Genomic DNA, 20806 nt, shown 5'->3' on the forward strand with positions numbered 1-20806 from the left:
TTTAGCTAACTAGAAGATTAGCATAAAGAAATTTCCTACTATTTTTTTCTGATAGATTACCCTTTGTAGATAAGATCTTGAGCTAAAGATGTAAACATCTCTCCAACAAGAGAATCTTCGTCATATACGGACGAACCTTTATTTTCTTCAGGCTTTGCAAAAGGGATTTGTGCTATCACTTCTGTTTGCAGTTGTTCTGCTAACATTTCGCCTCCACCTTTCCCAAAGAGATAGTTCCTTGAACCATCTTGTTCCTCATAATATGCCATATTCTCAACGATACCTAAAATATCATGTTTTGTATGCTTTGCCATTACCCCTACTCTGGAAGCAACAAACGAAGCTACATTATGAGGAGTAGTAACTATAATTTCTTTCGCATGAGGAATCATCGCAGCCACATCAATCGCAACATCTCCTGTACCAGGAGGCAAATCAAGAAGAAGATAATCTAATTCTCCCCAGTGAGTGTTGGTAAGGAAATTTTGAATCCATTTGTTTAACATTGGTCCTCGCCACATAACTGGGTTATTACCCTCTGTAAAAAATCCCATTGACATGATTTTAACGCCGTGACTAACGACCGGAATCGCTGTCTGATCTATCATTGTTGGCCTTTGATTAGCTTCCATCATAGCTGGGATACTGAATCCATATATATCTGCATCTAAAATCCCAACCTTTTTCCCCATACGGGCTAAAGCAGTAGCAAGGTTAATTGTCACAGTTGATTTCCCTACTCCACCTTTTCCACTTGTCACAGCAATAAAGCGCACACCTGAATCAAGTCGCAGCATACTAGGCATGCCGGTTTCCATTCTAGAATTTTTCTTTAAAGTCTGTGTTAATGCAGCTCGTTCTTCCGGTGTCATGGAGCCGAAGGCCAAAGAAACCTTAGAGGCTCCAATGTTTCGAAGAGAGTCTTCAATATCTTGTTGAATTTTTGCCTTTAAAGGACAACCTTGAATAGTTAAAACAACTTCAAGTTGAATCTGTGTACCATCAATTTGAATATTTCTTACCATGTTTAATTCCACGATACTTTTGTGCAACTCTGGATCTTGAACATGGTTTAGAGCTTTCATAATTTGTTCATGAGTAAGCATAAATCTCAGTCCTTCCTGTCTCCTTAATTTGTATACAAAAAAACCACCACGAGTACTCGATCCTAATGAAATAGGCTTGTGTACTCATCGTGGAATAGATTACTAGCAATACTTACTAATATACCAATCCAACCATTTATATATAACATAAATAAAATGATAACAATCCATTATTACCATTCCATCTATTCTAATCATTACAATTTATGAAAAAAATCCCCGCTTTTACCACCCGTTTTTTGAACCAAATATGTTTCTTTAATGACCATTGTTTTATCAACGGCTTTGCACATATCATAAAAGGTAAGAGCAGCGATAGATACAGCGGTTAACGCCTCCATTTCCACCCCTGTTTTACCACTACATTTTACTGTAGCTTGTATAATTAAATCATATCCATCGATTTTCTTTTCATAATTGAACGTAAAGTCTGTTCCTTGTATGAATATAGGATGACACATAGGAATTACATCAGCTGTTTTTTTAGCACCCATAATTCCAGCAACTTGTGCTACTTGAAGTGGATCGCCTTTTTTCAGTACCCCACTTTGAATCGCTTGAAATAATTCATCAGATAAAGAAATTGTACTCTGTGCAACAGCTGTCCGTATTGAAATATCCTTTTGAGAGATATCAACCATTTTGGGCCTTCCCTCTTCGTTCCAGTGTGAAAAATTATTCATAGTTATTCTCCTTAATGTACTGCGTAAATGACTTTGAAAGATGCTATATTTAAGACAAAAACCAAACAAGATTATCCTCCACTTACAGGAGGGATAAACGCAACTGTATCTCCATCTTTTACAATATCCTCGTCAATTGCAAATTCTTCGTTGATAGCCGTCATGACTTGATCCAAAGATTGTAAACGGTAGCTATCCTTGAGCCATTCTTTTAATTGCTGAACCCTCATCTCTTTTCTTTCTATTATTAATAATTGATCAGAGCCGACTTCCTCTCGCAAATTTGCGAACAATAAAATTGTAATCATCTTCGCACTCTTCCTTCTTTGGTTCCCCTTCTGGGTACGGCGTATTTTCGAGCTGATCTCCAATCCACATTGTTCCATCTTCCCAAAATTCTTTTTTCCAAATTGGGACGATTTGCTTAATGCGTTCAATTGCGTATTCATTCGCTTCGTAGGCCACTTTACGATGTGGCGACGAAACTGCAATTACAACTGCAATATCCATTATTTCTAGTCGTCCCACCCGGTGTGTAATTGCTATTTTTGCATCCGGCCACTTTTTCTTGATTTCTTCACCAATTTGAGTAAGCATTTTTACTGCCATTGATTCGTATGCTTGGTACTCTAGATGTAAGGTTCGTTTTCCTTTTGTCAATTCTCTTACTGTTCCAATAAAGGTTGTAATGGCACCTGCTTCTCTTCTTGCTACCTTATTCGTTACTTCTTCGACTAAAATAGGAGTATCTACAATTTCAAATAATACTTGTTCCATCAAAATTCCTCACTATCTCAATAAAAAGTGAATTCATTTTTTAACCTCTGCTAACTTGAATAGCTAATATTATTTCTTTTTTCACAGCTCTTGTAATTTATTTTCCTATCAACATTATCTTCCCGTTGTTTTAAAACTCTATTATTTATAGGATGGAATAATATTGCTCCAAGGCCATTCACTTCCTTGATTATCTTCTAATAAGAGAATATCTACAAACATCCCTTTTTTATATCCTCTTGTACCGCCTGGGAGTACGATAAATGCGTTTGATTCTGCTAATGAAGAAACAGCACTAGACTTATCAAATCCTGATGGATAGACGATTAATTGTCCTTCGTTATATATGAGCTTTGCTCGCACAAATCTTGTAAATGGATTAGGTTTTAAAAAATTTTCTCCCAGTAATGCTTTTTCTCTTTTTAAATGTGGCTTTTCACTAAACATATAGGTACGAATGCTAGGTCTTACGAATAACTCAAAGCCTACATAACAAGCAGAGGGATTACCTGATAATCCAAATAATAATTTTTTATTTAATTGTGCTACGGTCGTCACGCTGCCCGGTCGCATTGCAACCTTGTTGAAAAGAACCGATGCCCCTAATTTTTCGTATATAGCTGGCAAATGATCATAATCCCCTACCGAAACACCACCGGTTGTAATTAACATATCCACTTGACTTAACGCTTCTTTTACGGCTGCGTGGCACGTATCAAAATCGTCACTAAACTTCCCAAAGTATTTCACTCTTCCCCCCGCTCTTTGAATTTGAGACAATATCATGTACGTATTACTATTTCGAATTTTCCCGGGTTTTAGCGATTCATTTACATCAAGAAGCTCACTCCCAGTCGCTAATACTCCAATCATAGGTTTTTTAGCAACTGGCACTTCGCTGTAACCAAATGTAGCAAGGAGAGCTGAAATACCTGGATTAATGTAAACTCCTCTCTTCGCAAGAATCGTCCCTTTACGTGTATCTTCACCTTGAAAGGAAATATTTTCTCCTTTTTTGAATGAGCGTTTCACTTCCATATAGATTTTACCGACATCCTCATATTGACGGGTCAGTTCCAACATCACAACCGCGTTACATCCTTCCGGAATTTGTGCCCCCGTCATGATTCGAACTGCCTGAAATGGCCCTAACTCTTGAGGAAATATGGAACCTGCCCCAATTTCGCCGATTACTTCGAATATAGTTGGATTCTCATAACTGGCCCAGGCAGTATCTTCTGCCCTAATAGCAAATCCATCATAGGGTGAGCGATCGAAGGAGGGAACATCATGATCAGCTACTAAATCCTCGGCTAATATACGTCCGTAAGCTAATTCAAGTGGTACCAGTTCTTTTAAACCATGGTTGGCAAATTCCATTACTTTATGGACGGCCTCTCCAACTGCAATCGGTATTCGTTTTTCTATCATTTTCCTCACTCCTTCTGTTACCCTAATAAACGATAGTATATTTTTTTCGCTTTTTGAATTTCATTTGTCCCGTGGATAAATACACGACCATCCTGAAACATGACCAAACGATAATCATCTAGTTGACAAGATAGCAAATACGGGTTTCGATCTACTTTCCCATGTTTTTTTAGTTGTTTTTCTAAATGGTCAAAATTGTAACGACTATTATGCAGGGGTCTAATTTGAACCGTATTTCTCCCACATAAAACAGCTGTCCTTGTTTGGCTTTCATAAGATAAATAAGGATAAGTTCTATGCGTTCCGCACGAAGGACAATTGTCCGTTTTAATCTTTTCCAATTTGACAGAATGGTGTTGATTACTCCATATATCAAACATTAAAAAGGTGTTTCTAATTGCTGAAAAATCTTCTACTAGAATTTTGAATGCTTCCACCACTTGATACGCTGCCACCATTTGGACAGCTGGACTAATGATTCCAACCGTGTCACATGTCGTTCCTGTAACCGGCACACTTTTAAGTACACAATGTAAGCACGGTGTTTTCCTTGGAATAATGGTATAGCTCATGCCATATCCCCCCACACAAGAACCATAAATCCAGGGAATATCATATTTTTGTGATAGATCATTTATCACAAATCGAATATCAAAATTATCTGTCGCATCAATGATAATATCGACATCGTCTAACAAAACTTCCATATTCTCTATTCTTGCATCCATTACTAAAGCATCAATCTGTACCTCTGAATTGATTTGTTTTAAACGATTTTGAGCTGCAATTGCTTTTGGCAATTTTTCTGTTGCATCTTGTTCAACGTAAAGTTGTTGTCGCTGTAAATTACTCCATTCTACGTAATCACGATCAATGATCGTTAACTTTCCGATACCTGCACGAACCAACGCTTCTGCGCTTGCACTTCCTAATGCACCTGCCCCCACAATCAACACATGCTTATTTCTAATCTTCTCTTGTCCTTTACTCCCAATAGGAGTGAACAACTGTTGACGTGAATACCGCTCTATCATTAGATAGCCTTCCTTTCTTTTAGCTAATTCTTGTTCTAAAAAATCTGCTTCATATGAGGTTGTTTTTTTAACTATTTCTCTATATGACTTTGTTTCTGATAACAAGAAAAGTAAGCAAATCCAACAAATCCAGCTCCACCAATTACATTTCCTATAAAAACAGGAACAAAATTCTCTGCAAGATCTATCCATGAAAGGTGACCCGCAAAAATAACTGCTGAGATTACAAACATATTTGCTACCACTTGCTGAAATCCAATTACCACAAATGTCATAATAGGAATCCAAATTCCGATAATTTTCCCAACAAAATCGTTAGTTCCATGAGCCAACCAAATCGCAAGACAAACAAGCCAGTTACAACCGATTGCTGAAATTAATGTTTCCCCAAACGATTCATGTAATTTCTCCTGGGCTATTTCTACTGTTTTATTTAAATATGCCCCCTCCGTCAACCCGCCAAGGTGACCGAAAAAATAAGCTACGAAAAGTGCACCAACAAAATTAGCTAAAGTTATCCAAACCCAATTATGTAACACACTTTTCAATGAGATTTTTCGTGCATACAGGGCCATGGACACTGACATCATGTTTCCCGTAATTAATTCTCCTCCTGCCAGGACAACGAGCATAAGCCCTATAGGAAAAACTGCTCCTCCCAAAAAATTTACTAGACTTCCCCATTGCTCCGGTAAATTACCAAGAACTCGGATATTAAGCAAAAACCCTAACGAAATGAATGCTCCTCCTAAAAAACCAAGAATAAGCATGGCGGATAGCGATTGCCTTACCTTTTGAACACCGGCTTCAATCACAAGCTCAGCGATTTTTTCCGGTTTATGAAATGCCATAACCAATTCCTCCATTTTTTCAAATAAAAAAACAGCTTCAAGAAACCCTTAACATAGTAAGAATTTTTGAATGCTGCTTAATCTCCCTGCACTTCTATTACAGAGATATCAATCATCACTTTTACTATAAAATAGAAAATCTACAGGACTTGCACACTTTCCACTTCGTATATTCAAGCGTTATCTGCTATAACAAAAAGAAGCTACTAATAGCCTTCTTTCATAGTGTTTTGAATGTCACTCTAACATATCATTTATTTCTCAACCACCAATATGCGACATTTCAATTTTTGGCAATGTTTTTTTATTTGTATTGCTCAACCGTTCATCTGAATAGCGATCTGAACGATTATTCCAAATGTCACGAATAACACCGGTAATCTCCTCATCGGTATACCCGGAACGAAGTAATTCTCTAAGATCATTTCCTTTGGAAGCAAACAAACAAGTATATAGCTTTCCTTCCGCGGAAATACGAGCTCTTGTACATGATGAACAAAAAGAATCTGTTACAGATGAAATAATTCCTATTTCCTCATCGCTATCGATATAACGATAGCGAGTGGCGACTTCGCCAGGATAGTTTGCTTCAATTCGTTCAAGCGGCATAACTTTATGAATAGTCTCTAATATCTCTTGTTTAGAGATGACTTCGTCTAATTTCCAGCCGTTAAAATTCCCGACATCCATATATTCAATAAACCGAAGAATATGCTTATTCTCTTTAAAGTATTGCGCCATCTGAATGATGTCCTGTTCATTTTTTCCTTTTTGGACAACCATGTTCATTTTGATTTTCATCCCGACTTCCGCTGCAGCCTGTATTCCTTCAAGAACCGTTTTCACTTTACTTCTATTACCATTTAAATAAGCAAAACGCTCTTCTTCCAAAGAATCCAAACTAACTGTCACATGTGATAAACCCGCCTTATATAAATCAGGAGCAAACTTTTTAAGTAACGAGCCATTTGTAGTTAAACCGATATCCTCTACTCCATCAATTTTGGTAAGTCGCTCGATTAGCTCAGGAAGGTTTTTCCGAAGTAAAGGCTCTCCCCCAGTAATACGTAACTTTCTTACACCTAAAGAAACGAAAATACGTGTTACTCTTTCAATTTCATCAAAAGATAAAATTTTATCATTAGACAAAAAAGAATAGTCAGGACCAAATATTTCCTCTGGCATACAATATCGACAGCGAAAATTACAGCGATCGGTAACAGAAATACGTAAATCCCTTAAAGGACGGTGCAATTTGTCTAATGTGACAGATTTCATGTTTATTGCCTCACTTCTGCATATTTTATAATTCTGTACAAGTTTTATTTAATATTTACAACCCGCTCTGGATGAGTATATACATTTAAAGATTGATTACGAATAAAACCTATTGTAGTAATGCCTAACTGTTCTGCTAGCTGTAGTGCTAACTCAGTTGGAGCGGATTTTGACAGTATTACTTCACAGCCAATTTTCGCAACTTTTAATAGAATTTCAGATGATATACGGCCACTAAAAACAATAATTTTATCACCAATAGAAATGTTATTTTTTAAACAATAGCCGTAAATTTTATCTAAAGCGTTATGTCTTCCTATATCCATTCGGCTTAAAACAATCCCATTCACATCGCATAAAGCGGCATTATGGACCCCGCCCGTAAGTTGAAAAGTGGATGCAGATTGCTGCATATCGTTCATTAACCGAAAACAATCCTCGGCAGATATTTTTACGCGAATATCATTCATCTTCTTTGCAGTTAGCGCATCGTTCGCGAAAACAAATCCTTGTCTACTCATTCCACAGCATGAAGTTATATAGCGTTTATTTTGGATATCACGATAATAAGGATTGGTTTTTGTCGTTTTTACATGTACATATCCTTCTTTCTCCTGTACCCATATTTCATCAATATCTTCATACTTTCGGATAATACCTTCAGATGCTAAATAGCCTATTACCATATCTTCAATGTACTCTGGAGTACTAACCATTGTAACAAATTCCTGTCCGTTCATTTTAACCGTAACAGGAAACTCTGTTACAATGCTGTCCTCCATATGTGTAAATTCCCCTTGCTCATAACGAAAAATTTCCCGTTCCACCTGTATCGATTTCACGATGAGTATCCTTCTCTCACGTTATATTTTTATCAAAGACAAACACCGAAACTGCAATATCTTCTTCCACTTTCATATCCGAAAACAGATGAACTAATTTCGCTCCAACAAGTTCCTCTAAATGTTCACGAGAATTAACAGCATACACTTCTTGAATCATTTTCGTTCGAGCCATATGAACCATTTCCGCACCATCCATCGTTCCCGAAATGAATTTTTCAGTCGGTGTCAAGTTTCCATAAAGTGTGGCAATCGCCATATTCTCAGCAAATACAGTATGAATTCGTTCCGGCCCTTTTCCGAACAAATCCTTTCGGAGCTTTCGTATCATATCATTAAATTCATGTACCATTTTTGACATACTCTCATTCCTCTCCTGTTCATCAACAATAACTTTTCACATATTGTTTCATCATAACTATTCTACCAAAATGACCTTTTCGTCTGAACTATTCACGCAAATAATGAGACGAAAAGGTTCATCTTTTCGAATTACCTCAACATGCATACAACGTATGAAATACTATTATTGTTGCTTACCTATTCGTCTTTTAACCCTTTACCCATACCTTTTAAGAAATGAAGACCAAATCCAATAGCACGGTTAATATCTGGATCTTTAAGTACTTTCATCAAATCTAATATTCCTACTTTTTTATTACTTTGCAGATGCTGATTCCCTTCATCCATACCTGTTAATACACTGCCGATAAGCTTTTTAGTAAGTTCCGGATCAAGTTCTGTTAAAGCTCCTGCAGCGCCCATCATATTATTAATTAAATTCGTAACTGGTTCACGAGTGACTTGACCTAGAACAATTTTTGCGATTGGTTCTTTCGCCTTAAGCATCGAATTTGCAGCTTCTAGCATCCCAATGTCATTCAGTTCACCTACAATATTAAACATTTGATTTAAAGCTTCTTCATTATTAGCTAGAAGTGCTTTTAAATCTTCTAGCTTTTGTTGTTTTTGTTCTTCCTCAGTTAGCTCCTGCTTTTGGATCGCTTTAATAGGTGCTGCCATATTCTTTTCTCCTCCCTAGTTATCCGTTAAGTGCACGTATCCTGGACGAGCCCATTTGCGATTTACCTCAATACCGTTTTGAGGATGACGCTTTTTATTACGTGGGTTCGTTTTTGGCATCGGATTTTCACCTTCTACTTGTAGCACTTCCATACGCACTTTCGTTTGTTTATATGCAGGCGTATTTGTACGTTGATCGACCGCCGGACCAGTTAAGAAATTAATCGCTGTTTCGTTATCTGTCGAGTTCATCGGTAAATACAGCTCATTTGCTTTTACACGATCCGTTACAAGTGCGCGTAATTTAAGTGCTCCAAAAGGAGAAACAAGGCGTACTAACGAACCAGTTTTCACTCCACGTTCCCTTGCAAGTTCTGAAGAAACTTCAACGAAAACACCCGGAACTTTCGATTGAATACCATTTGATTTATTCGTCATGTTACCTTCATGGAAATGTTCAAGCATACGACCATTATTAATGTGAAGATCGTATTCCGATGGGAATTCAGCAGGACGTACCCAATCAGCTATCGCAAAACGAGCTTTTTTGTCCGGGAAGTTAAATCCATCTTGGAAAAGAAGCGGCGTATTCGTTCCGTCAAAACTTCCCCAATGGAAACTGTTCCATCCTTCAAGCACGTCATAGTTTGCGTGTGCGAATAGTGGTGATAAACTTGCCATTTCAGCAAAGATTTCACTTGGATGATTATAGTTCCAGTTTGCGCCTAATTTATTGGCAATTGCCTGCACGATCCACCAGTCTGGTTTCGCATCACCTAGCGTTGGAAGTACTTGATATAATCTTTGTACACGACGTTCTGTATTTGTAAAGGTACCTTCTTTTTCAAGAGATGGTGCTGCCGGTAATACGACATCTGCGTATTGAGCCGTTTTAGAAAGGAACACATCTTGAACGACAAAGAATTCAAGGCTTGATAACACTTCATGCACATGATTCGCGTTCGAGTCTACAAGAGCCATATCCTCTCCAACAAGATACATTGCTTTCATTTTCCCTTCTTCAATTGCGTGAAGCATTTCAATATTATTAAGACCTGGTTTGTTATCAATTTTTACTCCGTAAGCTATTTCAAATTTCGTACGTTCTACGTCGTCAGTAACGTGTTGATATCCTGGTAGCCAACCTGGAAGAGTTCCCATATCACAAGCACCTTGTACGTTGTTATGACCTCGTAGTGGATATGCACCAGCACCTGGGCGACGATAATTTCCTGTTGCAAGAAGTAAATTTGAAATCGCAGCGGAAGTATCTGAACCACCTGTATTTTGCGTTACACCCATACCCCAAAGAATACACGTACCATCCGCATCACGAATCATCTCGGCCATTTGAACGAGAGTTTCTTTTGAAATACCTGTAATCTCTTCTGCATATTCAAGCGTATATTCTGTAAGACTATCTTTGAAATCTTCAAAGAAGTTTACATTCTCGTCGATGAACTGTCGATCATGCCAACCTTGATCAATCATATATTTCGTAACAGCCATTAACCACACTTGGTCTGTTCCTTGCTTTGGACTAATAAAGATATCTGAACGCTCTGCCATTTCAGTTTTACGAAGATCGGCGACAATTAGTTTTTGACCATGAAGTTTATGCGCACGTTTCACACGAGTAGCTAAAACAGGATGGCCTTCTGTTGGATTACAACCGACGATAATAACGAGACCTGATTGTGCAATATCTTTAATCGTTCCTGCATCTCCACCCATACCAATTGTGCGGAACAATCCATCTGTTGCTGGCGATTGACAATAGCGTGAGCAGTTATCAATGTTATTCGTTTCAAACACTTGTCGAGCTAATTTTTGAATGACATAGTTGTCTTCATTCGTAATTTTAGAAGAAGAAATAAAGCCGATAGAACCTTTACCGTACTCTTCTTTAATAGATCCTAATTTATACGCCACTACATGAAGCGCTTCTTCCCAACTTGATTCAACAAACACTCCATTTTTACGAATTAAAGGTTTCGTAATTCGTTTTTCAGAATTAACGAAATCCCAACCAAATTTTCCTTTTACGCAAGTAGAAATTGCATTAACCGGTGCTTCAGAAGTTGGTTGTACTTTAAGAATTTTACGTCCCTTCGTCCACACTTCAAATGAGCACCCTACACCACAGAACGTACATACCGTTTTCGTCTTCTTCGTACGAGTTTCGCGCATGGCAGCTTCTACTTCTGATATAGCGAAAATACCGCTGTATCCAGGTTCAACTTCTTTTATAAGATCAACCATCGGCTCAAGAATGTCCGGCTTCAGCCCAGTCATAAATCCAGCTTCTCCAAGCATTGATTTCTCCATCAAAGCATTACAAGGACAAATGGTTACACATTGACCGCAGCTTACACATGAAGAATCGTTAATATCCACTCCATCGTCCCAAATAACACGAGGACGCTCTGCTTCCCAATCAATAGATAACGTTTCATTTACTTGCAAGTTTTGACAAACCTCTACACATTGACCGCACGCGATACACTGATTAGGGTCATAGCGATAAAATGGATGAGACATATCAACTTCGCTTACATCCACTTTTGGTTTGTAAGAATATTTTTGATGCTCAATCTCCATTAATTCTGCTGTATTATGCAATTTACAGTTCCCGTTATTGTTGTCACAGACCGTACAGTAAAGTAAATGATTTTCCAATAAGCGGTCCATCGCCTCCGTTTGTGCTGCCTTGGCACTAATAGAGGACAACTCAATATTCATACCGTTCGTTGCTACTGCCCCGCAGGATCGCACAAGTTTTCCATCAACTTCTACAATACAAGTATCACACGTTTGAATAGGATCCACTTCAGGTACGTAACAGATTTGTGGATGTTCAATTCCGTTCTCATTAATGATACCCAATATAGTTGAACCGGGCTTAGCTGTATATTCTTTGCCGTCAATTGTAATATGAACCATGCTGTCGTTCATGGTCTTTCCCCCTTTTTGAGAATAAAAAAACTCCACCACGAAAATATACGCACCGAATTAATAGGTACGCTATCATCATGGTGGAGTAGTTCATTAGCACATCTTGCTAAAATACCAATCCATTTATTTGTAAATAAAATGATAGATTCATAACAGGTCATATCACGATTCCATCTTTAACACTATCATTATAGCGTTTACTCCAAAAATATACAATATAAAAATTATAACGAGGAAAAGTATTATGAATTTCAATAATATATTGTATTGGAAAAGATAAAGCATTACATGCTATTAGTGTCATTAATATTTACTGGTTGTATGGAATAAATTATTTTAAATAATTTAATTTAATCCCTTCAGATTGGGATTCATATTCTAGACAAAAAAGTTTATTGCAAAGATAAAAACTTAAAAAAGTATATTTAATCCTCTCAACAAAACAATATTTTGTCTTTCGTTAAACAAGAATATTTAAATCATTTTTAAAAATTACGGTATTCATAACACAAATATTTAGTTTTCCTCACCGGCTATCTTTAAACAGAAAAATCCCTCTTCTGTAGACAGGATAGTATGAACTCCTAATCAACTATTTACAAAAGAAGGTTAATTTCACCGCTAGATAAACATGATAGAATCTACAATATTCATGAATAGATAATGCAAGTCTTACAGTTCCATTTTCTTGATTTATTACATAAGATTCAATCGTTCCTTTATGGTAATTTGCTGTGACTACCATACGATATCTACTATCAACACTAATATGGCAAGGAGAAGCTCCTTCTAATACTTGTATGTTTAGTGCCTTAATCTCTCCAGTATGACTGTCAATCGAATAAACAGCTATACAACCGGCTTCCCCTTCCTTTATAACAGAATAGTGATATTGATTATTTCGGTTAATGGTTAAATATGTGGGGTTATCCAGATTTGCTACTGGTTTTAGATTACTAATTTTTTTCGTTTCTGTGTCTAAAGTAAAAGTATATATCCCTTCGCTGTCTCCTCACGTATAAGTTCCAATATATCCAATAAATTCTTTGTTATTCATCATTAATATAAACCTCTTCTCCCTATAGGTTTTTGTTCATCATGCTTCTTATAAATAACCTTAAAATAATTTTTTCATTTAAAGAGGTATCCCAAAAGAATTTGAGTACCTCTTTGTAAATTATCATATTTCTTTTACTTAAACACTGTAACAATATCAGCTTTACCACGCGCAAAATTGTGAATATAAATGCATAAATAGGAATCTCTTTTTAGGATGGTTCTCAATTGCTAATATATCCGTATACGCTTAGAGCATTCACGGGATTACACAAAGAGACAGCTTAAATACCATAAGTAATACTGTTATTTTAAAATTATCAGCTAAAGAGAAATGTGCAGTGTAATTAATTCTGGTTTCTACAAATGAACAATATAAAATTTTTATTCATAATAGAGAATTAAACTAAAAAAGCACCAATCTTAATTCTTGATTGGTGCTTTTTCTTATTGATTTGCTTTTTTAACCATATCGGCAACAGTTACTGTACGCTTCGCTTGATGTTTCACAGCTGCTTGTACATCTTCAATCATTTTTCCATTTTGACCAACAGTAACACTAGTACCATATGGGTTTCCACCTGCACCAAATGTTACTGGATCCGTATATCCAGGTGCAGCCACAATTGCTCCCCAATGATACATAGAAGTATATAATGATAAAATTGTTGCTTCTTGGCCACCATGAGCGTTTTGTGCAGAAGTCATCGCACTCACAACTTTATTTACAAGCTTCCCATTAAACCATAATCCACCTGTTGTATCTAAAAATTGTTTCATTTGTGCAGGCATATTCCCAAAACGAGTTGGTACACTGAAAATAATCGCATCTGCCCATTCTAAATCATTTAATGTTACCTCTGGTACATCCTTTGTTGCTTCAATATGAGATTTCCAAACCGGATTTCCTTCTATTACAGATTGTGGAGCTAATTCTGGTACTTTTAATACTTTTACTTCTGCACCAACTTCTTTTGCACCTTCCTCAGCCCACTTTGCTAGTTGATAGTTTGTTCCACCCATGCTGTAATAAATCACTGCTAATTTTACATTTCCCATTATTTTCTTCTCCTTTATTGATGAATTTCCAAATATTTTGGATAAAATGCCCATTTCATTACACCTACCTATTTTTTCACTTTTTTCAAATTATAATCCATACCATAAAATCTTTTTATCACGCATTTAGAAAAGTCTGATACCACTGAGCTGCTGCTTCTACTTCACTCGCAGTCAACTGATGCCCTCTATTTTCCCAATGCAATGATACATTTGCATTCGCCTTTTCTAATAACGTTTGTAATTCTTCCGATTCCATAGGTGAACAGATTGGATCATTTGTCCCAGCTGAAATAAATACAGATTTACCTGATAAATCAGGAAGCTCTATTCCTCTTCTCGGTACCATAGGGTGATGAAGAATGGCACCTTTCAGTGCATTTTGATAATGGAATAATAAACTTGCTGCTATATTTGCGCCATTAGAATAACCAATTGCTACTACATTTTCTCTATCAAAGTCATATGTTTTTGCTGCTTCATCAAGAAATTCGTTTAATTCTTTAGTACGAAAAACAAGATCCTCTTCATCAAAAACACCCTCTGCTAATCTTCGGAAGAAACGAGGCATTCCATTTTCCAATACATTTCCACGAACACTTAATACAGAGGCTTCTTCATCAATTCTACCCGCAAGTGGTAATAAATCTAACTCATTCCCACCAGTACCATGAAGTAATAATAATATTGGCTTTGTTAAATCCTTCCCTTTATGAAAAAAATGTTTCATTATTTATCCCCTTCCAAAACCCGCACCTCAATAGGAGGTAAGAGTTCTTCTAATTCTTTTCGTTTTGGGTCTAGCCAAGATGGTAACATAAGCCTTTCACCCAAATTCTCTGTCGATTCATCCACTGTAAAACCCGGTGGATCTGTTGCTATTTCGAATAAAATGCCACCTGCTTCATGAAAATAAAGAGCCTTGAAATAATTACGGTCTAGGATTTCAGTAGGATAATATCCTTTCTCTTTAAGCATAGACCACCATTCTTGATGTTCTTCTTCATTCTTTGCTCTCCATGCAATATGATGAACTGTACCAGCTCCCATGAGTCCCCGAACTGATGCAGTTAATTTAATATCAATTGTATTTCCAGTCTCTGCTTTTGACTGAAATCGTAAGAATTCATTCTCTTGTCCGATGCAATCTAACCCAAATACGTGCTCCAGCAATTGAGCTGTTTTATGTGGTTGTGCAGAATATAAAGTAGCGCCACTAAATCCCTTAATCGCGTTTTCTATTCCAACTCCTCCAAAACTCCATGTATTTTGTGGACCACCATCTCGCTCCACAAGCTCAATTTGAAGGCCGTCCGGATCTTGAAATTGCAAATATGTTTCTCCAAAACGAACAGATGAAACATATTCAATATTGAATTTCCGCAAACGAGTCTCCCAAAATGACATAGACCCATTTGGTATCATATAACCGGTTACTCCAACCTGTCCTGTTCCAATTCGTCCTTTTAACTGTTTGGGCCATGGGAAGAATGTGATGACAGTTCCCGGTTCACCAGATTCATTCCCAAAGTACAAATGATACACTTCTGGTCGATCAAAATTGATTGTCTTTTTTACAAGTCTTAGCCCTAGAATGCCTGCATAAAAATCAATTGTCCGCTGTGCATCATTTACCATTGCAGAAATATGATGAATACCTGCTATTTTATTGGACATTATTCTCTCTCCATTTCATTATTAAGCCATATTTAAATTACTGAGGTCTTTCAATGGAAAAAATCTCACCTATTTTCGCATAATTATGGCCTGCCAATCGACTCACCGCTCCCAATCCCCTTGGATCGATTCTTCCCTTTTCATAAATTTCATTTTCAACATGAAATTGAACCACTTTTCCTATAATCAAATCACATCCAGGAGAATCAGAATCGCCTAATTCTAAAGAGTGCTCTAATACACACTCCATTCGAACTTTAGCCTCTTGTACTCCTAGTACAGAAATCTTTTCACTTGCAATTGGAGTAAAACTTGCAAGTTCAATTTCACTTTGAGTAGGAGGCAGATTAGCAGCTGTTTTATTCACTCTTTCTACATTTTGTTCATCCACAATATGAACAACAAATTCCTTACTATCGAGAATATTTTTTGCTGTATCTTTTTGTCTCCCCTCTGACCGTTGAATCGCTAATGAAATCATTGGTGGATTAGAGGAAACGATATTAAAGTAACTAAAAGGTGCACCATTCAAAATATGTTCCTTTGAAATTGTCGTAACAAAGGCAATCGGTCTTGGAATAATACTTCCTATAAGAAATTTATAATTTTCTCTTTCCGTATTTTTGGATGGATCGATCGATAGCAAAGAAATCCTTCCCTTCGTGAAATTAGTCTAATTCTCTTACTTCAAACGGCAATAATACTTGTTCAATCTGTTTTCTATTCGGCTCATATTGTTCAGGTAACATGAGTTTCTCGCCCATTGTTTCTTGTGATTCATCATGTGCGAATCCTGGAGGATCCGTTGCAATTTCAAATAAGATTTCGCCATGCTCTCTAAAATAAATCGCATTAAAATAATTTCTATCTCGTACAGGTGTTACACCGTATCCATAGCGTGAAACATGTTCTCTCCAATCCAATTGATCTTGATCATCACTAGCTCGCCATGCAATATGATGAACTGTACCTACACCCATTTGTCCACGTCCAATAGGTGTTAATTTTAGATCAATAACATTTCCAATCTCAGCTGAAGAACGAAAGCGAACGAAATCCCCTTCTTCTCCAATTCGTTCTAATCCCATTACGTGTTCTAATAACTCAGCAGTTTTATTCGGTTGAGTCGATAGAAGAGTTGCCCCACCAAATCCCTTAATCGCAACTTCTGGTTTAACGTCTCCAAAAGTCCAATTATTTACTTCTCCTTCTTCTCTTTCAACAATCTCTAAATGCAAGCCGTGAGGATCGTCAAACTCTAAGTATTGTTCTCCAAAACGACTCATTTTTGTATACGGAATATTGAACTTTTCTAGTCTCTTTTCCCAAAATCCCATAGCTCCTTTGGGAACAACGTAAGAAGTTACTCCTACTTGACCGTCTCCAATGATTCCCTGACGAGCACCTGCCCACGGGAAAAATGTAATAATAGTCCCTGGTTTTCCTCCTTCATCACCAAAGTAAAGATGATATGTCCCTGGATCATCAAAGTTTACCGTTTGTTTTACTAAGCGTAATCCTAAAACCCCAGCATAAAAATCTACATTTTCTTGTGGGTGACCTACGATTGCTGTAATATGGTGAATCCCCATTGTTTTCTTATTCATTTTGTATACTCCTTTTTTATTTAGGTATTTAAAAACTCTTTTAATGATTAAACATGAGTTATTTCCTTATTCCTTTTTATTCGTTACATTTAATCTTGGCTATAAGGAATAGTTAAATTCATATTATAGAGAATTATCTTGAATTCAATTATCTTTAATTCGAGATAATTAACAGTAAAAAATACCAGTTACTTCTTAATTATATTAACCATTCAGATGAGCTATAAAAAGAATAACAATATATCCCTTTTATAGCTTACTTAAACGCAATTTATCCCGAATTCGAGATAAATTGCAAAAAAATTATAGTTTTTGAGCATAGTATCCTAGTTTTTTTAGCTGTTCAATCATTATCCTTTTTTCTTCAGGACTCAAACCGCCAAATATTTGTTGAATCGCCTCTTTGTGCTTAGGAAATATCCCTTCCATTAGTTTAATTCCTTCTAACGTAATGGCAGCATACGTAACACGGCGATCTTTAGGACAAGGTCTTCGTACTAAAAGTTGTTTTTTTTCCAACTTATCAACAACGTACGTAATACTGCTACTTGCAAGTAATATTTTGTCACCAATTTTTTGTATAGGTTGATCCCCTTTACTAAATAGTAACTCAAGAACTGCAAATTCAGTGGGATTAAGTCCATAGCTCTTTATATCTTCTTCAATACGTTTTGTGACTGATTGCCCTGCACGTGAAAAAGTAACAAATAACTTGAGAGATAAATCTTCATTGTTAATCCTATCCATAACATCAATTCCTTTTTAATTATCTCGAATTCGAGATAATATTATAACACTCAATATTGGTTGTCAACCTTTTTTGATTTTTTCATAAAAATATTCATTTTCACCCGAATTGATAAAATACCGTATTAAAATATTACATTATTTTTCTTCTAATGATAGCGTCCCGTAAATCCGGATTTACAACGTTAAGTTGTTTAAATCATTAAAAATGAATAACTTAACAACGATAAGTATTTCGAGAAAAGTCATATGAAACACTTACAAGCTAAAAGATAAACTTAATGGGGCAATCAGCAGGAGAGAATCTAGCCATGCTAGCTGCCTATAGTATGGGAGATACAAAGTTACCTTCTTCAACCAATGTACCTTCAGTAACTATTAATTCAGTGATTAACCTATATGGACCGGCAGATCTGACAAAGTTTTATAAGAATAATCCTAGTCCTGCCTATGTGCAAAGTGTGATGAAAAAGGAACAAGTTCACCAAGGGGTGAAGTCTGCCCAAAATGAAGTTGAGTTCATACATAAATTGTTTGGATTAGCATCGTAATTCATGGATGAAAAGGATATTGAGGTTCTATGTTTCTAATAAATCATATTTGTACCAGAACCTAAAAAATTAATTAAAAAAGAAGCGATTTGTTCCTATCGCTTCTTTTTCTCAACTCAATATTTTATCAAAATAATAACAAAAAACTTATTATTTTCTTTTGATTTTTCTCTAGCCTAATTAATTTTTCCCTCAACACAAACACCCTACATTACCCTCTTAAACATCTTCTCCAGTTCATAAGTCGAATGATGCACAATAATCGGTCTGCCATGCGGACATGTATAAGGATTTGTTGTTGTTCGCAGTTCTTCTAATAAGGCGAAGATTTGATCGTTCGTTAAATATTGATTCGCTTTAATAGATGCCTTGCAGCTCATCATAATGGCTGCTTCTTCGCGCAGTTTTTTAATATCAACTTTTTTCAATTTCAATACTTGCTGCATCATTTCATCAATGATTTCCATTTCTTGTCCTTTTGGAAACCATGTTGGATGTGAGCGTACAATGAACGATTGATGACCGAATTGCTCTAGGAATAATCCTACTTTTTTCAGTTCTTCTAGTTGTTCTTCTACTCGTAAAAATTCATTGAGTGATAGATCAATTCTATATGGAACGAGTAATTCTTGTACCTCTGGTGCAACTTGTCCTACTTTATCACGGAAATATTCATAGTTAATGCGCTCCTGAGCTGCATGCTGATCAATCATATATAACCCTTTATCGTTTTGAGCAAAAATATATGTTCCGTGCATTTGCCCAATTGGATAAAGCGGTGGTAAATCGTTTCCGTTCATTTCGATTTCTTGCATTTCTTCCCGTTCTTCTAACTCAAAATCTTCCTCACGCTCTTCCCACTCATTCTCTTGTGGAAGCGGTTCTTCTACAATTGGCTTGGACGGTTGCCAATTGTTTTCTTCTTTTACGAGAGATTGTGGTGGCTGCCATTCTTGCTTTGGTGGATTCCAAAGCGGTGACTGTTGCTTTGGCTTTTCTTCTTCTTGTTCATCCATTCCACTTGGTAAAACAATATTTGGCATCGATGGTTCTTTCGGTTTTGTATGCTCAAATTGAAACTGTTCCTGAACACTTTCATCTTTTTCTTTTTTCTTTGTCGTAACACCAGCATCAGGAATGAGTTGAATCTTTTTAAAAGCATCTTGCAATGCTTTTTCAATAAGCTGCAATAGTTCCTGTTCTTTACTGAAGCGAACCTCTAGTTTTGCTGGATGAACGTTCACATCAACTAACATCGGATCCATTTCAATTGATAAAAAGCCAATCGGATAGCGTCCAACAGGTAGCAATGTGTGATAGCCTTGCTGCACAGCTTTCATTAAGACATAGTTCCGGACGTAACGACCATTTACAATCGTTGACATATAGTTACGAGATGCACGCGTTACTTCTGGCAACGTTACATAACCACGAATCGTAAAGTCTAGCGATTCTGCTTCAATTGGAATTAGTTTTTTCGCGACTTGAATGCTGTAAATTGCAGCAAGAACTTGTCTTACATCACCATTTCCTGATGTATGAAGCAGTTTTTTCTCATTGTGAAACAAACGCAGAGAGACCTCTGGATGTGATAGAGCAATGCGGTATACAATATCCGTTATGTTTCCAAGCTCTGTATGAATCGTTTTCATATATTTTAAACGTGCTGGTGTGTTAAAAAACAGGTTTTGAACCGTAATATCTGTTCCTTTACGGCTGGCTGTTTTTTCTTGTTTCAAAATCTCGCCACCTTGAATAACAAGGTGTGTTCCTGGCGCATCCCCTGTGCTCGTTACTAACTCTAATTCACTAACAGACGCAATACTCGGCAATGCTTCACCACGAAAACCAAGCGTCCGAATACGAAACAAATCATTTTCATCTTTAATTTTACTTGTTGCATGTCGTTCAAAAGCAACGATACAGTCTTCTTCAGCAATTCCATCTCCATTATCGATGATGCGAATTTTCGATAATCCAGCTTCTTCTAAGTGGATTTCAATAGATGTACTATTCGCATCGATGGAATTTTCGACAAGTTCTTTTACAACTGAAGCAGGTCGTTCTACTACTTCTCCCGCTGCAATTAAGTTAGAAAGTTGATCATCGAGTTTGCGAATTTTCCCCAT

General features: G+C 36.7%; 19 protein-coding genes and 4 pseudogenes. 2 read left to right on the forward strand and 21 right to left on the reverse strand.

Annotated features, from left to right (window positions below):
- Positions 1–56: 56 nt before the first annotated feature.
- The 20 genes and pseudogenes from NKR74_RS15365 to NKR74_RS15460 all read right to left on the reverse strand — a co-directional run bounded on the left by NKR74_RS15365 (position 57) and on the right by NKR74_RS15460 (position 18126).
- Positions 57–1106: a P-loop NTPase gene (locus NKR74_RS15365; RefSeq protein ID WP_253630166.1), complete on the reverse strand. Its 1050-nt coding sequence runs from the start codon at positions 1104–1106 to the stop codon at positions 57–59.
- Positions 1107–1303: 197 nt separating this feature from the next.
- Positions 1304–1789 carry a cyclic pyranopterin monophosphate synthase MoaC gene (moaC, locus tag NKR74_RS15370; RefSeq protein WP_253630167.1) on the reverse strand — a complete coding sequence of 162 codons (486 nt, stop codon included), beginning with the start codon at positions 1787–1789 and terminating at the stop codon, positions 1304–1306.
- Between the two features lie 71 nt (positions 1790–1860).
- The gene (moaD, locus tag NKR74_RS15375; RefSeq protein ID WP_253630168.1) at positions 1861–2097 is read right to left on the reverse strand and encodes a molybdopterin converting factor subunit 1; all 237 of its coding nucleotides are present in this window, start codon (positions 2095–2097) and stop codon (positions 1861–1863) included.
- Positions 2048–2566 (reverse strand): molybdenum cofactor biosynthesis protein MoaE, encoded by a 519-nt coding sequence (locus NKR74_RS15380; RefSeq protein WP_253630169.1) that lies wholly within the window; start codon positions 2564–2566, stop codon positions 2048–2050. The genes moaD and NKR74_RS15380 overlap by 50 nt, the downstream gene beginning before the upstream one ends.
- A 141-nt stretch (positions 2567–2707) precedes the next feature.
- Positions 2708–3994 (reverse strand): molybdopterin molybdotransferase MoeA, encoded by a 1287-nt coding sequence (locus NKR74_RS15385; RefSeq protein WP_309247656.1) that lies wholly within the window; start codon positions 3992–3994, stop codon positions 2708–2710.
- 20 nt (positions 3995–4014) lie between these two features.
- Complete coding sequence (locus NKR74_RS15390) at positions 4015–5031, reverse strand: molybdopterin-synthase adenylyltransferase MoeB (protein WP_253630171.1); 1017 nt, start codon at positions 5029–5031, stop codon at positions 4015–4017.
- 71 nt (positions 5032–5102) lie between these two features.
- The gene (locus NKR74_RS15395) at positions 5103–5882 is read right to left on the reverse strand and encodes a formate channel (protein ID WP_253630172.1); all 780 of its coding nucleotides are present in this window, start codon (positions 5880–5882) and stop codon (positions 5103–5105) included.
- Between the two features lie 261 nt (positions 5883–6143).
- On the reverse strand, positions 6144–7160 hold the full coding sequence (moaA, locus tag NKR74_RS15400) for a GTP 3',8-cyclase MoaA (RefSeq protein WP_253630173.1): 1017 nt from the start codon (positions 7158–7160) through the stop codon (positions 6144–6146).
- A 44-nt stretch (positions 7161–7204) separates the two neighbouring features.
- Positions 7205–8002, reverse strand: a complete 798-nt coding sequence (gene fdhD / locus NKR74_RS15405; RefSeq protein WP_253630174.1) for a formate dehydrogenase accessory sulfurtransferase FdhD — start codon at positions 8000–8002, stop codon at positions 7205–7207.
- A gap of 16 nt (positions 8003–8018) precedes the next feature.
- Positions 8019–8363, reverse strand: coding sequence for a Na-translocating system protein MpsC family protein (locus tag NKR74_RS15410; RefSeq protein ID WP_000041501.1), 345 nt, complete (start codon positions 8361–8363; stop codon positions 8019–8021).
- Between the two features lie 179 nt (positions 8364–8542).
- Positions 8543–9025, reverse strand: coding sequence for a helical membrane plugin domain-containing protein (locus NKR74_RS15415; protein WP_253630175.1), 483 nt, complete (start codon positions 9023–9025; stop codon positions 8543–8545).
- A gap of 15 nt (positions 9026–9040) precedes the next feature.
- Positions 9041–11980, reverse strand: a complete 2940-nt coding sequence (gene fdhF, locus NKR74_RS15420; protein ID WP_253630176.1) for a formate dehydrogenase subunit alpha — start codon at positions 11978–11980, stop codon at positions 9041–9043.
- Positions 11949–12141 (reverse strand): annotated as a pseudogene (locus tag NKR74_RS15425) (hypothetical protein). The gene fdhF and the pseudogene NKR74_RS15425 overlap by 32 nt, the downstream one beginning before the upstream one ends.
- A gap of 494 nt (positions 12142–12635) precedes the next feature.
- A pseudogene (locus NKR74_RS15430) lies at positions 12636–13040 on the reverse strand (beta-propeller fold lactonase family protein); the annotation flags it as partial.
- A gap of 443 nt (positions 13041–13483) precedes the next feature.
- The gene (gene wrbA, locus NKR74_RS15435) at positions 13484–14095 is read right to left on the reverse strand and encodes an NAD(P)H:quinone oxidoreductase (protein WP_253630177.1); all 612 of its coding nucleotides are present in this window, start codon (positions 14093–14095) and stop codon (positions 13484–13486) included.
- 118 nt (positions 14096–14213) lie between these two features.
- Complete coding sequence (locus NKR74_RS15440; RefSeq protein WP_253630178.1) at positions 14214–14825, reverse strand: alpha/beta hydrolase; 612 nt, start codon at positions 14823–14825, stop codon at positions 14214–14216.
- On the reverse strand, positions 14825–15772 hold the full coding sequence (locus NKR74_RS15445) for a ring-cleaving dioxygenase (RefSeq protein ID WP_253630179.1): 948 nt from the start codon (positions 15770–15772) through the stop codon (positions 14825–14827). Before NKR74_RS15445 ends, NKR74_RS15440 begins: the two co-directional genes overlap by 1 nt.
- A 37-nt stretch (positions 15773–15809) precedes the next feature.
- Positions 15810–16418: a flavin reductase family protein gene (locus NKR74_RS15450; protein ID WP_253630180.1), complete on the reverse strand. Its 609-nt coding sequence runs from the start codon at positions 16416–16418 to the stop codon at positions 15810–15812.
- 22 nt (positions 16419–16440) lie between these two features.
- The gene (locus NKR74_RS15455) at positions 16441–17379 is read right to left on the reverse strand and encodes a ring-cleaving dioxygenase (RefSeq protein WP_253630181.1); all 939 of its coding nucleotides are present in this window, start codon (positions 17377–17379) and stop codon (positions 16441–16443) included.
- Between the two features lie 303 nt (positions 17380–17682).
- The gene (locus tag NKR74_RS15460) at positions 17683–18126 is read right to left on the reverse strand and encodes a MarR family winged helix-turn-helix transcriptional regulator (RefSeq protein WP_253630182.1); all 444 of its coding nucleotides are present in this window, start codon (positions 18124–18126) and stop codon (positions 17683–17685) included.
- A gap of 281 nt (positions 18127–18407) precedes the next feature.
- Here NKR74_RS15460 and NKR74_RS24010 point away from each other — a divergent pair.
- Both NKR74_RS24010 and NKR74_RS24260 read left to right on the forward strand, forming a co-directional pair.
- Positions 18408–18584: pseudogene (locus NKR74_RS24010) on the forward strand (alpha/beta hydrolase); the annotation flags it as partial.
- 3 nt (positions 18585–18587) lie between these two features.
- Positions 18588–18677, forward strand: a pseudogene (locus NKR74_RS24260) (IS6 family transposase); the annotation flags it as partial.
- A 206-nt stretch (positions 18678–18883) separates the two neighbouring features.
- Here the strand turns inward: NKR74_RS24260 and mutL are convergent.
- Positions 18884–20806, reverse strand: coding sequence for a DNA mismatch repair endonuclease MutL (mutL, locus tag NKR74_RS15470; protein WP_253630183.1), 1923 nt, complete (start codon positions 20804–20806; stop codon positions 18884–18886).

Origin of the sequence: Bacillus sp. 3103sda1, assembly GCF_024159135.1 — a bacterium.
In the GTDB taxonomy this organism is placed as follows: Bacteria; Bacillota; Bacilli; order Bacillales; family Bacillaceae_G; genus Bacillus_A; species Bacillus_A rhizoplanae.

Coding starts and splice junctions, on each gene's coding strand:
- wrbA (WP_253630177.1), bottom strand. CDS start 14,095: ATGGGAAATGTAAAATTAGCAGTGATTTATTACAGCATGGGTGGAACA.
- NKR74_RS15415 (WP_253630175.1), bottom strand. CDS start 9,025: ATGGCAGCACCTATTAAAGCGATCCAAAAGCAGGAGCTAACTGAGGAA.
- NKR74_RS15440 (WP_253630178.1), bottom strand. CDS start 14,825: ATGAAACATTTTTTTCATAAAGGGAAGGATTTAACAAAGCCAATATTA.
- NKR74_RS15455 (WP_253630181.1), bottom strand. CDS start 17,379: ATGAATAAGAAAACAATGGGGATTCACCATATTACAGCAATCGTAGGT.
- mutL (WP_253630183.1), bottom strand. CDS start 20,806: ATGGGGAAAATTCGCAAACTCGATGATCAACTTTCTAACTTAATTGCA.
- NKR74_RS15365 (WP_253630166.1), bottom strand. CDS start 1,106: ATGCTTACTCATGAACAAATTATGAAAGCTCTAAACCATGTTCAAGAT.
- fdhF (WP_253630176.1), bottom strand. CDS start 11,980: ATGAACGACAGCATGGTTCATATTACAATTGACGGCAAAGAATATACA.
- moaA (WP_253630173.1), bottom strand. CDS start 7,160: ATGAAATCTGTCACATTAGACAAATTGCACCGTCCTTTAAGGGATTTA.
- NKR74_RS15395 (WP_253630172.1), bottom strand. CDS start 5,882: ATGGCATTTCATAAACCGGAAAAAATCGCTGAGCTTGTGATTGAAGCC.
- NKR74_RS15445 (WP_253630179.1), bottom strand. CDS start 15,772: ATGTCCAATAAAATAGCAGGTATTCATCATATTTCTGCAATGGTAAAT.
- moaD (WP_253630168.1), bottom strand. CDS start 2,097: ATGATTACAATTTTATTGTTCGCAAATTTGCGAGAGGAAGTCGGCTCT.
- moaC (WP_253630167.1), bottom strand. CDS start 1,789: ATGAATAATTTTTCACACTGGAACGAAGAGGGAAGGCCCAAAATGGTT.
- NKR74_RS15390 (WP_253630171.1), bottom strand. CDS start 5,031: ATGATAGAGCGGTATTCACGTCAACAGTTGTTCACTCCTATTGGGAGT.
- NKR74_RS15460 (WP_253630182.1), bottom strand. CDS start 18,126: ATGGATAGGATTAACAATGAAGATTTATCTCTCAAGTTATTTGTTACT.
- NKR74_RS15380 (WP_253630169.1), bottom strand. CDS start 2,566: ATGGAACAAGTATTATTTGAAATTGTAGATACTCCTATTTTAGTCGAA.
- NKR74_RS15410 (WP_000041501.1), bottom strand. CDS start 8,363: ATGTCAAAAATGGTACATGAATTTAATGATATGATACGAAAGCTCCGA.